Here is a 13,252-nt window from a genome sequence, read left to right as displayed (position 1 = left end):
AACAGAGCAATGGCTGAATTCAAGCTACCTGCGAACTCCATTCCCAAGGGCGGAAAAACCTACAAGGCACCGGCCGGAGCGACCCGAGTGCGCACGTTCAAGGTGTACCGCTACGACCCGTCCACCGGTGACAACCCGAGTGTCGACAGCTACGACGTCGACCTTGACGGTTGCGGCCCGATGGTTCTGGACGCGTTGATGAAGATCAAGAGCGAGATCGACCCGACGTTGTCGTTTCGGCGCTCCTGCCGGGAGGGCATCTGCGGCTCGTGCGCGATGAACATCGGCGGCCAAAACACGCTCGCGTGCACTGCAGGTATCGAGGACTACAAAGGCGACATCGCGATTTTCCCCTTGCCGCATCAGCCGATCGTGCGCGACCTGGTGTCCGATCTGACCAACTTCTACGCACAGTACGCGTCGGTTGAACCCTGGTTGAAGACGGACACGCCCGCCCCGAGTGGGCGCGAGCGGCTGCAGAGCCCGGAAGACAGAGAAAAGCTCGACGGTCTGTACGAGTGCATCTTGTGCGCGTGCTGCTCCACCAGTTGCCCGAGTTACTGGTGGAACTCGGATCGCTACCTGGGACCGGCTGCGCTCCTGAATGCCTATCGGTGGATTGCGGACTCCCGGGATGAGCACACCGGCGAGCGATTGGACGCGCTCGAAGATCCCTTCAAGTTGTACCGCTGTCACACCATCATGAACTGCACCAGTGCCTGCCCCAAGGGACTGAACCCGGCCAAGGCGATTGGCGAAATCAAGAAAACCATGGTGATGCGCCAGTTCTAGCGCGACCCGATTCGGCGCGCCCGCAGTCTCCCCTTCGGGCATTCACGACTGGCTTGCCAATCGGCACGCCGACCCAGGCTCGCTGTCCTCCGGCTCAGTACGGCATCGGGTGCGCTCGGTGGGCCGTGTCGATGGCTTTCAGCACGTCGTCGCCGAGCGGGGCCGACGCGGCGGCCAGCACCTCATCCAACTGCGCCGCATTCGTTGCGCCGACGATGGTCGATCCCACGAAGGGGCGGTGCTGGCAAAAGCGCAAGGCCAGTTCGATGGCTGATATCCCGTGCGAGTCTGCGATGCCGCGGTAGGCGGCCACGGCGGGCCACACCCGGTCAGTGATACGGCCACTGAGGTCGGGCACGATCGATCGGCGCGAGCCTTCGGGTGTCGTGTCTGGGCTGTATTTTCCGGTGAGTAGACCGGTCGCCAGGGGCGAGAACGCGAGCAAGTCGACACGTTCGTTGTGGGCGAGCTCCGCCAGGTCGGTGTCGAAAGAACGGCACAACAGAGAGTATTCGTTCTGGATGCTCTGCACCCGCGGCATGTTCTGCTCCTCGCTCAATCGCAGCCACTGCGCTGCGCCCCAGGCACTCTCGTTTGACAGGCCGAGGTATCGCACCTTGCCATCACGAACAAGGCTATCTGCGGTTTTCAGTACCTCGCCGATGTGGTCGATGAAAGCGGTCTTGGACTGCTGCGTGGGGTCGTACTGCCAGTTCTGGCGAAAGTGGTACGAACCGCGGTTGGGCCAGTGCAGCTGGTACAGGTCGATCACATCGGTGCGCAGCCTGCGCAGCGAGCCGTGCACGGCCTCGACCAGGGTGGCCGCATCGATGCCCGCGCCATCACGCACAAAACCAGGGTTGTTGCCGGTGATCTTGGTGGCCACCAACACCTTGGCGCGGTTGCCGTCTCGCGACAGCCACTCGCCGATGATGGTCTCGCTGCGACCGACGGTGTCGGCGCTGATCGGGTTGACCGGGTACATCTCGGCGGTGTCGACAACATTGATGCCGTGCGCGATTGCGGTGCTCAGTTGGTTGTGGGCATCGGCCGACCCGGTTTGCGTACCGAAGGTCATGGTGCCGAGACAGAGTGGAGAGACGACGAGGTCGCTGGTGCCGAGTTGGCGCATGGGCAGTCCGATGGGCAAAACCACAGGGTAGCACCGCGACCGGCTGCCGCCGCGGTGGTGACAACCGTCGCGACAGTATCGGCTGGTTCGACGCGGCGACCCGCCGCTGCGCCGACGGTCGCCGGGCGCCCGGCAGGGTAGCGAGCGCAAGCTCGCGGTGCTCAGCCGCCAGCGGCCTGCACTTCGACTTGAACGAGCGTGCGGTTGTCCGCACTGTGCGGCCCGTTGTACACGCTGTAGACCTCGCGGCACTGCGCGCCCGGTGTCAGCCCGGCGGCGGCGATGTCGGCGAACAACGGCGCGTAGGTGCGGCTACCCATGTCCTCGAGGTCGCCCAGGTGCTCGCGCTGCACACAGCGCAGTGGCGTGAGTGTCACGGCGCGCAGTGCGCCGTCGTAGGTGGCGAGGTCGGCCTCCTCGAGCGGCTGTGCAACTTCGAGGGTGAAGCGCCGCTGCGGGTCGCCGTCGAGGTCGCGGTAGATGAACACGAGGGGCGCGTCCGGCGCGATGCGCTGGGCGGCAAGGTCGGCGTAGAGCGCCTGGACGGGACCGTCGACATCCCGGCTCAGCGTGGCGAGGCAGGTGTCGAGTGAGGTTGCGAGGGCGGTCTGGGCGGTGAGGGTATCGATCTGCATGGTGGGCTCCGGTTCGGTGTGCCGGTGCAGTGTCCCCGCGTCCCCTGACAGTCCTGTGTCAGGAGCGTTTCGCCCCGGGAGCGGCGCCGACCTCGCGCGGGGCGAGGCCGGCACCGCCATCGCGCTAGCGGGCCAGCGCGTCGGTCAGAAAGGCGTCGATCGCCTCGGCAAACGCCGTGTGCTTCGCGTCGCGCTCGGCGGTGCCCCGTTCGCAGACCACGGCGTCCTCGGGTTCCTCGTCGCGGAGGATCGCGAGGCCGATGTCGGTGCAGACGCCGAGGTAGTCGAAGTGACCCACGTCCGGCAGGTCGAAGCGGTGTCGAACCCCCGCGGGCAGGCGCGCGGCCAGCGCCCGGGATTCACGCGCCTGATCGAGCTGTTCGCCGCGTGACGCGCCCATCACCAGCACTGGCACGCTGATGGCCTCGAGGCTCGCCTGGTCGAGCGATTGCGTGCCACCGAGGTCCATCGACACCACTGCCCGAACCCGCGGGTCGCGGTTGCTCATCGCCAATCGCGCGGTGTCTTCGACGTGGCCGATGTTGAGCTGTGCCAGTGCCTGGCAGTCGACGTGGCCGGGATCGGCGGCACACAGCTGGCGATGGCGCGCGTTGTCGCCGAGCGCGCCGGCGAGGCGCATCACGGTCAAACCCCCGAGCGAGTGCCCGGCTGCGGCCACGCGGTCGGCGTCGACGTGGTTGCGCCACTCGGGTGCCTCGAGCAGGGCGTCGAGCAATCGAGAGAGGTCGCGCGGTCGCTCCCAGAGCTTGCGAGATTCGCTCGGTCGGCGGTCGCGTGTGGTGCTGCCGGGGTGGTTGACAGCAGCGACCAGGTAGCCGCGTTGGGCCAGTCGGCGCGCCAACCAGGCCTGGTTGCGCGTGTTGCCGTACATGCCGTGAGACACCAGCAGCACCGGGTGCGCCCCGCGCGCCGGTGTGGCGTTCTCGACCGCGTCGACGGGGGCCCAGACCGGGTTCCCCAGCACGCGGGCCTCCGGTGCGTCCGATGCGGTTGGGTACCAGACCCAGCCAGTCAAGGCCCGCTCTCCGTTCGAGTCCGGCACGCTGAGGTGAGTCATGCCAACGCGCGTGTCGGTGGCGGCATCGGCGGCGAATGCGGGTGTCTGAGTTGCCAGGGCGAGCGCGCTGGCGGCCAGCGCTGCGGCGAGCGGTTGAGTGAAATGGCGTGTGTACATGAGTGGTTCTCGCTGTGTGAGGTGCCGTCACAGCATCGGCGGCGGCCCCGCAGCCCGCGTCCAGGAAACGGATGTGCGACGTCGCAGATGCGGGTTTTGCTAACATGCAACCTGGTCGAGACCGCACACACCGTCGCCATGTTGCTGATTCCCTTTCCTTTTTTGACTGCTGCGGTGTTGCTGACGCTGTTGCTCGCGCTGCGGGCGAACCGCCCGCGAGGGGCGGTCTCGATCAGCTATGCCGAGGGCTTCTTCGCTCTGGCGGCGCTGCAATCGATCCTCCTTGGCCTGCGTCACGGCTACGCACTCGACCTGCTCGGTGCGTTGCTGCCGGTCACGGCGGTGTTGTTGCCACCGTTGGCCTACGCGAGCTTCGTGCGGCCGGCCTTCGGCCGCGGTGCGTGGCCGCACGCCGTGCCGGTTGGGGCGGTGGCCCTCGCGCTGGTTGCGTTCCCACCGGCCATCGACCTGATCGTGCCGCTGACCTTTCTGGTCTACGCGGCGCTGTTGGCGCGCTTCGGTTTGCGTGGTGAGCAGGCGATGCCCTGGGCGCGGCTTGGCGACATGGCCTCGAGCCGCCTTGCGCTCTGGGTGGTCGTGGTGGCGCTGGTGAGTTCCTGTGGTGCGGATATCGCGATCGCGATCGATTTCGGTCGCACCGGCGGTGCCAACCTCGGCCGTATCATGGGCGTGGTGCAGGCGCTTACGGTGGTCGGTGTCGCCGTGCTGCTCTGGCGCAGTGTGCCCCCCGGCGAGCCCGCGGGGGAGGGTGCGGTGGACGACTCGGGCGACGGTGCCGCCCGGCGCACTGCCGACTTCGCCACCGTGGATGCGGGCGTTCGGGCACACACCTTGTACCTCGACCCGGACCTCAACCTGCAACGGCTCGCGCGCAAGGTGGGTGTGCCGACCAAGCGGGTCTCGGCCGCGGTCAACGCGGTCGAGGGCATGAACGTCTCGCAGTGGATCAATCGCTTGCGCATCGAGCATGCACAGGCGCTGTTGGCGGCGCCCGAGCGGGCGGTCACCGACGTGATCTTCGAGAGTGGGTTCAACACCAAGTCGAGTTTCAACCGCGAGTTCAAGCGCGTCACCGGCACCACCCCGAGTGCCTGGCGCGCGGGGCAGCCCGGCTCAGCGCGCGGTGGCGTGGTCTGACAACGCCCGAACCAGTGTGTGCCACTGCGCGGGCGCGTCGCCGCCGTCAATGCGCTGCACGCCAGTCGTGTACTGCAGCAGCCAGCGGCACAGGTACTCGGTGTGCGCGCACATGAACCGCATGTGAACGCCGTCGTCGTGCGTCTCGGCGTCGATGAACCCGTGTCGGTAGCGCTCGGCCCCAACGACGTGTGCCATGCGGGTGTCGAACACCACGGTGATCGGTGTGAGTGCCTCGGTCGAACCGAGTGTGGCGAGGTAGTCTTCGATGCCGGTGCGCCGATCGGCCGGCACGTGCTCGGCCTGCAGGTGGGCCTCGCGAATGCGGTCGAGGCGGAAGTCGCGGTAGGCCGCGCGACGGCGACACCAGGCAATCAGGTGCCAGTGCTGGCTGTAGTGGCACACGCCAATCGGCTCGACAGCCCGACGCGATGCCGGTCGCGTCGGCGGGCAGTAGTCGAGCTCGACGACGCGGCGCTCGGTCAGCGCGTGTTGCAGCAGGCCAAGCCAGCCGTCGCCCTGGCCGCTCGGGGTCGGCGTGTTGCCGTCCGGCAGGGCGACGGTGTCGATGAAGTCCGTCAGCCGTCGCCGCTCCACCGGCGCCAGCGCCGTCAGCACCTTGTCCATGGCCCGCGTCGCGTCCTCCGCCACCCGGCCACCGAGGCGTGTGGCCGCGAACTTCGCGGCAATCGCGAGCGCGAGGGCCTCGTCGCTCTGGACATTGACCGGCGGCAGGCGGTAGCTGCGGTCGAGCCGGTAGCCGACGCCGGGCTCGCCCAGGATCGGAATGCCCGCGGCTTCGAGCGCGCGAATGTCCCGGTAGATCGAGCGCTCGCTGACCCCGAAGCGTTCGGCCAGGTCGGCGGCGCGCACCTGGCGGCGGCCTTGCAACAACACCAGGATGGCGTTGACGCGGTCGAAACGTTTGATGGTCGGGCCCCCTCGGCTGCGTGCGCGCCAGTATCTGGCTGGCGTGGTGTGGCCGCAAGCCGGTCGGGTCTGGCCCAGGGCACGTCGGTCGGTGGGCTGGCCCAGCTCAGGGTGCCGGTCAGCCCGGCCACGCCACCGACGGTGTTGAGGTAGACGTGCGGCGGGGTGGGCAGCGAATCGTCGATGACCTCGGGATCGCACTCGGCGCTGTCGAACGGCAGCGTGGACTGTACCTGGGCGACCGGGACGGTGAGATGGCTGCCGAGTGGGGTGTGGGTCAGCGGGCCCGTCCCCGACGCCGGACTCGGCAGCGGCAGGCCGACGGGTGGCATGGCGCCAGCCGTGGTCACCGTGGCGGTGTCGACCAACCGGGTGTACTGCGCTGTGACGGTGCTGTCGCGGCCACAGAGCGCGTCGACGCTGGCGAAGCGCTGCAGCGAGGCGACCGAAAACCAACCGCCGGGCGGTTCTCCACGCTCGGGTTGCCGGGGTTGATGCTGAGTGTGGTGCAGCCTTCGATGGCGCCGTCGAGGCTGCGCAGGGCCGCGTCGGTGATCCACAGCGGGAGCCGCGGTGCAGTGGCGTGCATCGCGGCCGCGCTGCCCTGTCAGGGCAATGCCGGTGTGCGGCTGCTGCCACTGTCGCAACCGGCGAGTGCCATGCACACCGCAGTGCAGCACAACGCGGTGGCGTGCCGGGTTCGCGCCACAATATTCGCTTTTGTCCGCATCAATGGGCCCCAACTTGCTAAGATAGTGGGTTTTCTCGGCTGCGCTTGCGGCCTTTCAGACGAGTAGCGACCATGCCGGTAATCACGCTGCCTGACGGCAGTCAGCGAGAGTTCGATGCGCCCGTGTCAGTGCACGAGGTGGCAGCAAACATAGGGCCGGGGCTTGCCAAGGCCGCGGTGGTCGGCAAGGTCGATGGCACCCTGGTCGACACCCACCACGTGATCGCCGAGGATGCGCAGCTCGCCATCGTCACCGCCAAGGACGACGAGGGCGTCGAGGTGATACGCCACTCCTGCGCGCACCTGATGGCGCAGGCGGTGCAACAGCTCTACCCCGGAACGCAGGTCACCATCGGGCCGGTGATCGAAAACGGCTTCTACTACGACTTCGCCACGGTCGAACCGTTGACCGAGGACGACCTCGGCAAGATCGAGGCGCGCATGGCCGAGCTCGCCAAGCAGCAGATCCCGATCGAGCGCTCGCTGATCGGTCGGGACGACGCCGTGGCGTTTTTCACCGACAAGGGCGAGGCGTACAAGGCCGAGATCGTCGACTCGATTCCCTCCAACGAGGACCTCAGCCTCTACACGCAGGCAGAGTTTGTCGACCTCTGCCGCGGTCCGCATGTGCCGAACACCGGGTTCATCAAGGCGTTCAAGCTGATGAGCGTTGCCGGCGCTTACTGGCGCGGTGACAGCAACAACGCCATGCTCCAGCGCGTGTACGGCACCGCCTGGGCGGACAAAAAGGCCCTGAAGGCCTACCTGCACCAGCTCGAAGAAGCCGAGAAGCGCGACCACCGCAAAATCGCGAAACAGCAAAACCTGTTTCACCTGCAGGAAGAGGCGCCGGGTATGGTGTTCTGGCACCCGAACGGCTGGACACTCTGGCAGCAAGTCGAGCAGTACATGCGTCAGCAGCAGAGCGACCACGGCTACCTGGAGATCCGAACGCCGCAGATTATTGACCGCTCCCTGTGGGAGAAGTCCGGGCACTGGGAAAAATACGCGGAGAACATGTTCACGACGCAGTCGGAGGACCGCGATTACGCGGTGAAACCGATGAACTGTCCGGGCCACGTGCAGGTCTTCAACCAGGGCCTGCGTAGCTACAGAGACCTGCCGCTGCGTTTTACCGAGTTTGGTCTTTGTCATCGCAACGAGTTGTCCGGCGCTCTGCACGGCATCATGCGGGTGCGCGGCTTTGTCCAGGATGACGGCCACATTTTCTGCACTGAGGAGCAGATTCTCAGTGAGAGCCTCGCATTCATCGACTTTTTACACCGCATTTATGCTGACTTCGGCTTCGACGACATCATCTACAAGCTGTCAACGCGGCCGGAGAAACGCGTCGGCTCGGACGAGACCTGGGACCGCGCCGAGAAGGCCCTGGCCGAGGCGCTCGACGCCAAGGGCATCGACTGGGAGGAGCTGCCGGGCGAGGGCGCCTTCTACGGGCCGAAGATCGAGTTTTCGCTCAAGGACACCATCGGCCGCGTCTGGCAGTGCGGCACCTTGCAGGTCGATTTCAACATGCCGGGTCGACTTGGGTCTCAATATGTCAACGAGGCGGGCGAACGCGATGTGCCCGTACTTCTCCACCGCGCAACCATCGGTTCCTTCGAGCGCTTCATCGGCATCCTGATCGAGCACCACGCCGGGCGCTTCCCGGCCTGGCTGGCCCCCGAGCAGGCGGTGGTGCTGAACATCACAGACGCGCAGGGCGAGTACGCTGAAAACACCGCCAAAGCCTTGCAGGACAAGGGCTTTCGGGTCTCGGCGGACTTGAGGAACGAGAAGATCGGATTTAAGATACGCAATTACACTTTGCAACGTGTGCCGTATCTGCTCGTTGTCGGCGACCGGGAGATGGACGCCGGCTCCTGTGCGGTGCGCACCCGAGACGGCGAGGACCTGGGCACGATGTCGATCGATGCCTTTGCCGAGCGGCTCGGCACCGAGGTCGCCAACCGCGGCCGAACAACTGAAGAGGGATAGCGCAATAGCTGCAAAAAACCGACTGCGGCACAACGGTGAAATCACCGTACAAACCGTTCGACTGATCACCGCCGATGGCGAACAAGCCGGCATCATGTCCATACGCGACGCCTTGTCCGCCGCCGAAGAGGCCAGTCTCGACCTCGTCGAGATCGCCCCCCAGTCCGACCCGCCGGTGTGCCGGATCATGGACTTCGGGCGGTACCGGTTTGAGCAGTCCAAGAAGCAGAACGCTGGCAAGAAGAAGCAGAAGCAGCAGCAGGTCAAGGAGATCAAGTTCCGGCCCGGTACCGAGGACGCCGATTACCAGGTCAAGCTGCGCAAGCTGACCGAGTTCATCGAAAACGGTGACAAGGCGAAAGTCACGCTGCGGTTCCGCGGGCGCGAGATGGCGCACCGGGAGCTGGGGCTCCAACTGTTGCAGCGTGTGGAGCAGGATCTCGACGAGATCTCCACCGTTGAACAGAAGCCGCTCCTCGAGGGGCGGCAGATGGTCATGATGCTCGCGCCCAAGCGCAAGTGATCATGGCCTGATGGCCCGGCCGCGGCTAGCCGCGCGCAGGGCCCATTGCCCCCGTCTCAGTACCACTCCGACTGAGCGGGGCCAGAAAAACACAACACAGGAAACGGGAGTTGACATGCCGAAGATCAAAACGCTTCGGGGCGCGGCCAAGCGCTTTCGAAAAACCGCGAACGGGTTCAAGCACGCCCAGTCGTACAAGCGTCACATTCTCACCAAGAAGGCCAGCAAGCGGAAACGCCAGCTCGGACCCAAGCACCAGGTGGAAGCCTGCGATGTTGCGTCCGTCAAGCAAATGCTGCCCCACGTCTGACCCGAGGTAGAGAACCATGGCTCGAGTGAAACGCGGCGTCACGGCACGTGCACGCCACAAGAAAATTCTGAAGAAGGCCAAAGGCTACCGCGGCGCGCGCAGCCGGGTCTTTCGCGTTGCCAAACAGGCAGTCACCAAGGCGGGACAGTACGCCTACCGCGACCGTCGCCAGCGCAAGCGTCAGTTCCGCGCACTCTGGATCGCCCGCATCAACGCGGCGGCCCGCATGTGCGATCTGTCCTACAGCCGCTTGATCGACGGGCTCAACAAGGCCAACGTCGAGGTCGACCGCAAAGTGCTGGCGGACCTCGCCGTGCACGATTTTCCGGCCTTTGAAAAGCTCGCAGAGCAAGCCAAAGCCAACCTCGGCACGGCCTGAGCCGTCGCCCTCGCAGCTTGTACTGCGACCGTCAGCCGATGAACAGCTGACAGCACCGAAGGGAGTGGCTTGGCCACTCCCTTTTTTTTGGAAGAGACGATGAAAGATTCGATCGGAAATCTGTTGCAGAGCGCGGTCAGGGCGATCTCCGACAGCAACGACCTCAAAGAGTTGGAAAACCTGCGCGTGGCCTACCTCGGCAAGAAGGGTCAGGTCACGGCGCTCATGCAACAGATGCGTGATCTGCTCGCCGAGGAGCGGCCCAAGTTCGGCGCTCAGGTCAACGAGATCAAGGTGGAGATTGCCGCCGCGCTGGAGCGCCAGAGGGCCGTGCTGGCCGAGGCGGGCATGAGTGCGCGCATCGAAGCCGAGCGGGTCGACGTCAGCTTGCCCGGCACGGGCGTGGCGCCCGGCGCGTTGCACCCGGTGACCCGCACGATCGAGCGCATCACCGCGCTGTTCGGCCAGCTCGGTTTTGCCGTGGCCGAGGGCCCCGAGATCGAGTCGGACTTCTACAATTTCGAGGCGCTCAACATCCCGCCGCACCACCCCGCGCGCGCGATGCACGACACCTTCTATTTCGGCGACGGGACGCTGTTGCGCACCCACACATCCAGCGTGCAGATCCGCCACATGCAGGGCGCGGGTGCGCCGTGCCGCGTGATCTCGCCGGGCCGCGTGTACCGCTGCGACTCCGACCAGACGCACACGCCCATGTTTCACCAGGTCGAAGGTTTGTACATCGACACGTCGGTGTCGTTCTCGGACCTGATGGGCCACCTTGAGACCTTCCTGACCCTGTTTTTCGATCAGGATGATGTGCGCATCCGCTTCCGCCCGTCGTATTTCCCGTTCACCGAGCCCTCTGCCGAAGTTGACATCAGTATCGGTGGCGGTGCCTGGCTTGAGGTATTGGGCTCCGGCATGGTGCACCCGAATGTGTTGCGCGCCGTGAATGTCGACCCGGATGTCTACCGTGGCTACGCCTTCGGGCTCGGTGTCGAACGGCTCGCCATGCTGCGCTACGGCGTGGATGACCTGCGCGTGTTCTTCGAGAACGACGTCCGTTTTCTGCAGCAGTTCGGCTGAGGGGCAAGGCGATGAAATTTTCCGAAAGGTGGTTGCGCGAGTGGGTCAACCCGGCGGTTGACACCGACGGCCTGGCCGAGCAACTGACGCTGCTGGGCTTGGAGGTCGACGATCTGGAACGGGGCGCGGCCCTCGGTGACAAGGTCATCGTGGCCGAGATCCTCTCCACCGAGCAGCACCCCGATGCCGACCGACTGCGCGTCTGTCAGGTGGACACCGGGGCGGGTACCGTCCAGATCGTCTGTGGCGCGCCGAACGCGCGGACGGGCTTGCGCGCGCCATTGGCCCTGCCTGGCGCCCGGTTGCCCGGCGGCATCAAAATCAAGAAAAGCAAACTGCGTGGCGTGGCTTCGGAAGGCATGCTCTGCAGTGCGCGCGAATTGGAGCTGAGCGAGGAAGACGCGGGCTTGTACGAGTTCGCTGACGACGCACCGGTCGGCACCGCGGTGGTCGACTACCTCGGGCTCGATGACGTCACCTTCGACATCGACCTCACGCCGAACCGGGGCGACTGTCTGTCGATCCGCGGCGTTGCCTTCGATCTCTCGGCACGTAACGATTTGGCGGTGAACGCCGTCGAAATCCCCGACATCGCGGCGACGCAGGACCAGTGCCTGCCGGTGTCGATTGCGCCGAACTCGGGCTGCGTGCGCTTCGCCGGCCGTGTCATCCGGGGCGTCAAGGCGGACGCGCCGTCACCGGCGTGGCTGGTGGAAAAATTGCGCCGGTCGGGTGTGCGCAGCATCTCGCCGATTGTCGACCTGACCAATTACGTGATGTTCGAGCTCGGCCAGCCGATGCACGCCTACGACCTCGCCACGCTCGACACCGGCATCACCGTGCGCGGCGCCGACGGCGCCGAGTCGGTGACCTTGCTGGACGAGCGCGTTGTGACTCCTGAGGCCGGCACCGTCCTGATCACCGACGGGTCCGGCCCGATCGGTCTCGGCGGCATCATGGGCGGGCTCAGCACCGGGGTCAGCGACGGCACGACCGACGTGTTTCTCGAAGCCGCGTTGTTCCACCACCTCGCGATCGCCGGCAAACCCCGCGCACTCAACGCGCACACCGATGCGGCGGCCCGGTTCGAACGCGGTGTCGAGCGCGGCCTGCAGGAGCAGGCGATCGAGCGCATGACCGCGCTGGTTCTCGACATCTGCGGCGGGGAGCCCGGCCCGATCGACGTGGTCGAGAACGCCGACTACCCGGCGGAGGCGGTGTGCATCCGGTTGCGCCGGGCACGCATCCCGGCGGTGCTCGGCTGCGCCTTCGACGACGCCGAGGTGAGCGCGATACTGGGCCGGCTCGGTGTCGCCTTGCAGCCGGCGGAGGACGGGTGGGACGCGGTGCCGCCAGCCCGCCGCTACGACCTGCGCATCGAGGAGGACCTGATCGAGGAGCTCGCGCGCATTCGCGGCTTTGACAGCATCTCGCGCACCAGCCCGGACACGGCGTTGACGATGCGCGCGGTGTCGGAAACGTCAACCCCCGTCGCCGCGCTGCGGTCGGTGTTGGTCGAGCGCGGGTACCTCGAGGCGGTGACCTACAGCTTTGTCGACCCGGCGTTGCAATCCCAACTGATCCCCGGTGTCGATGCGATTCCACTTGCCAACCCGATCTCGAGTGACCTCGCGGTCATGCGCACCAGTTTGCTGCCCGGACTCGTGCAGGCGCTGCAGCGCAACCAGCACCGCCAGCAGCCGCGTGTGCGGTTGTTCGAGCTCGGTCGCCGCTACCTGCGCGACCCGGCGGGTGCGGTTGTCGAGACGCCCCTGGTCGCCGGTGTCGCCTGCGGCGGCGTGGGGGCCGAGACCTGGCGGGACAACACCGAGGTGGACTTCTTCAGCGTCAAGGCCGACCTCGAGGCCCTCGTGGCGCGCTCGGGCGCAGTCCTGCGCTGTGCTGCTGGCGAGCACGCCGCCTTGCACCCGGGACGCTGCGCCGAGGTGCTGATCGACGGCAAACCCGCCGGTTGGCTCGGCGAGTTACACCCGACACACATCGAATCGCTGGGACTCAGCACGCGCCCGGTGGTGTTCGAGGTGGCACAGGACGCGCTGTCCGGCGGCCAGTTGCCGACCTTTGCAGGGTTGTCCAGGTTCCCGGCTGTCCGGCGTGACCTGGCGCTGGTGCTGGACGCGGCCATTCCGGTCCAAGGATTGCTGGATGTGGTAAGGCAGCACGCCGGTGCGACGCTGAGCGATCTCATCGTATTCGACGTGTACACCGGCGTAGGTGTAACCGATGGATGCAAAAGTGTTGCTTTGGGCTTGATTTTACAGGACTTTTCGCGCACTCTCAGTGAGCAGGATGTGGATGACGTGGTGTCCCGTGTCCTGGAGAACGTGGCAAAGGAGTTGGGCGCGAAGCTCAGGTAGACC

12 protein-coding genes are annotated in these 13,252 nt (G+C 66.1%); 8 read left to right on the top strand and 4 right to left on the bottom strand.

Annotation, left to right across the window (positions count from 1 at the left end; all coding sequences use genetic code 11):
• Positions 1 to 9: 9 nt before the first annotated feature.
• Entirely contained in the window at positions 10 to 792 is a 783-nt protein-coding gene (locus tag AAGA11_07690) for a succinate dehydrogenase iron-sulfur subunit (GenBank protein MEM9602729.1), read from the top strand.
• 94 nt (positions 793 to 886) lie between these two features.
• On the opposite strand, the gene AAGA11_07685 is transcribed toward AAGA11_07690, so the two are convergent.
• The 3 genes from AAGA11_07685 to AAGA11_07675 form a co-directional block, all read right to left on the bottom strand.
• Positions 887 to 1,948, bottom strand: coding sequence for an aldo/keto reductase (locus AAGA11_07685; protein MEM9602728.1), 1,062 nt, complete (start codon positions 1,946 to 1,948; stop codon positions 887 to 889).
• Positions 1,949 to 2,085: 137 nt separating this feature from the next.
• Positions 2,086 to 2,559 carry a hypothetical protein gene (locus AAGA11_07680; GenBank protein ID MEM9602727.1) on the bottom strand — a complete coding sequence of 158 codons (474 nt, stop codon included), beginning with the start codon at positions 2,557 to 2,559 and terminating at the stop codon, positions 2,086 to 2,088.
• Positions 2,560 to 2,683: 124 nt separating this feature from the next.
• Positions 2,684 to 3,754 carry an alpha/beta fold hydrolase gene (locus AAGA11_07675; GenBank protein ID MEM9602726.1) on the bottom strand — a complete coding sequence of 357 codons (1,071 nt, stop codon included), beginning with the start codon at positions 3,752 to 3,754 and terminating at the stop codon, positions 2,684 to 2,686.
• Between the two features lie 138 nt (positions 3,755 to 3,892).
• Here AAGA11_07675 and AAGA11_07670 point away from each other — a divergent pair, with 138 nt between their 5' ends.
• Positions 3,893 to 4,912, top strand: coding sequence for an AraC family transcriptional regulator (locus AAGA11_07670; protein ID MEM9602725.1), 1,020 nt, complete (start codon positions 3,893 to 3,895; stop codon positions 4,910 to 4,912).
• Here AAGA11_07670 and AAGA11_07665 read toward each other — a convergent pair.
• Positions 4,889 to 6,043 (bottom strand): YafY family protein, encoded by a 1,155-nt coding sequence (locus AAGA11_07665; protein ID MEM9602724.1) that lies wholly within the window; start codon positions 6,041 to 6,043, stop codon positions 4,889 to 4,891. The two genes, AAGA11_07670 and AAGA11_07665, sit on opposite strands and share 24 nt — an antisense overlap.
• Positions 6,044 to 6,644: 601 nt before the next feature.
• Between AAGA11_07665 and thrS the strand changes: the two genes are divergently transcribed.
• The 6 genes from thrS to pheT all read left to right on the top strand — a co-directional run bounded on the left by thrS (position 6,645) and on the right by pheT (position 13,249).
• The gene (gene thrS, locus AAGA11_07660) at positions 6,645 to 8,570 is read left to right on the top strand and encodes a threonine--tRNA ligase (GenBank protein ID MEM9602723.1); all 1,926 of its coding nucleotides are present in this window, start codon (positions 6,645 to 6,647) and stop codon (positions 8,568 to 8,570) included.
• On the top strand, positions 8,506 to 9,093 hold the full coding sequence (infC, locus tag AAGA11_07655) for a translation initiation factor IF-3 (GenBank protein ID MEM9602722.1): 588 nt from the start codon (positions 8,506 to 8,508) through the stop codon (positions 9,091 to 9,093). Before thrS ends, infC begins: the two co-directional genes overlap by 65 nt.
• Positions 9,094 to 9,208: 115 nt before the next feature.
• Positions 9,209 to 9,403 (top strand): 50S ribosomal protein L35, encoded by a 195-nt coding sequence (rpmI, locus tag AAGA11_07650; protein MEM9602721.1) that lies wholly within the window; start codon positions 9,209 to 9,211, stop codon positions 9,401 to 9,403.
• A 16-nt stretch (positions 9,404 to 9,419) separates the two neighbouring features.
• Positions 9,420 to 9,782, top strand: coding sequence for a 50S ribosomal protein L20 (gene rplT / locus AAGA11_07645; protein ID MEM9602720.1), 363 nt, complete (start codon positions 9,420 to 9,422; stop codon positions 9,780 to 9,782).
• A 99-nt stretch (positions 9,783 to 9,881) separates the two neighbouring features.
• Positions 9,882 to 10,871, top strand: a complete 990-nt coding sequence (gene pheS, locus AAGA11_07640; GenBank protein MEM9602719.1) for a phenylalanine--tRNA ligase subunit alpha — start codon at positions 9,882 to 9,884, stop codon at positions 10,869 to 10,871.
• A gap of 11 nt (positions 10,872 to 10,882) precedes the next feature.
• Positions 10,883 to 13,249 (top strand): phenylalanine--tRNA ligase subunit beta, encoded by a 2,367-nt coding sequence (pheT, locus tag AAGA11_07635; GenBank protein ID MEM9602718.1) that lies wholly within the window; start codon positions 10,883 to 10,885, stop codon positions 13,247 to 13,249.
• Positions 13,250 to 13,252: the final 3 nt, after the last annotated feature.

The sequence above is a fragment of the Pseudomonadota bacterium genome (assembly GCA_039196715.1).
In the GTDB taxonomy this organism is placed as follows: domain Bacteria; phylum Pseudomonadota; class Gammaproteobacteria; order CALCKW01; family CALCKW01; genus CALCKW01.
This window is presented reverse-complemented; position numbering and strand designations above follow the sequence as displayed.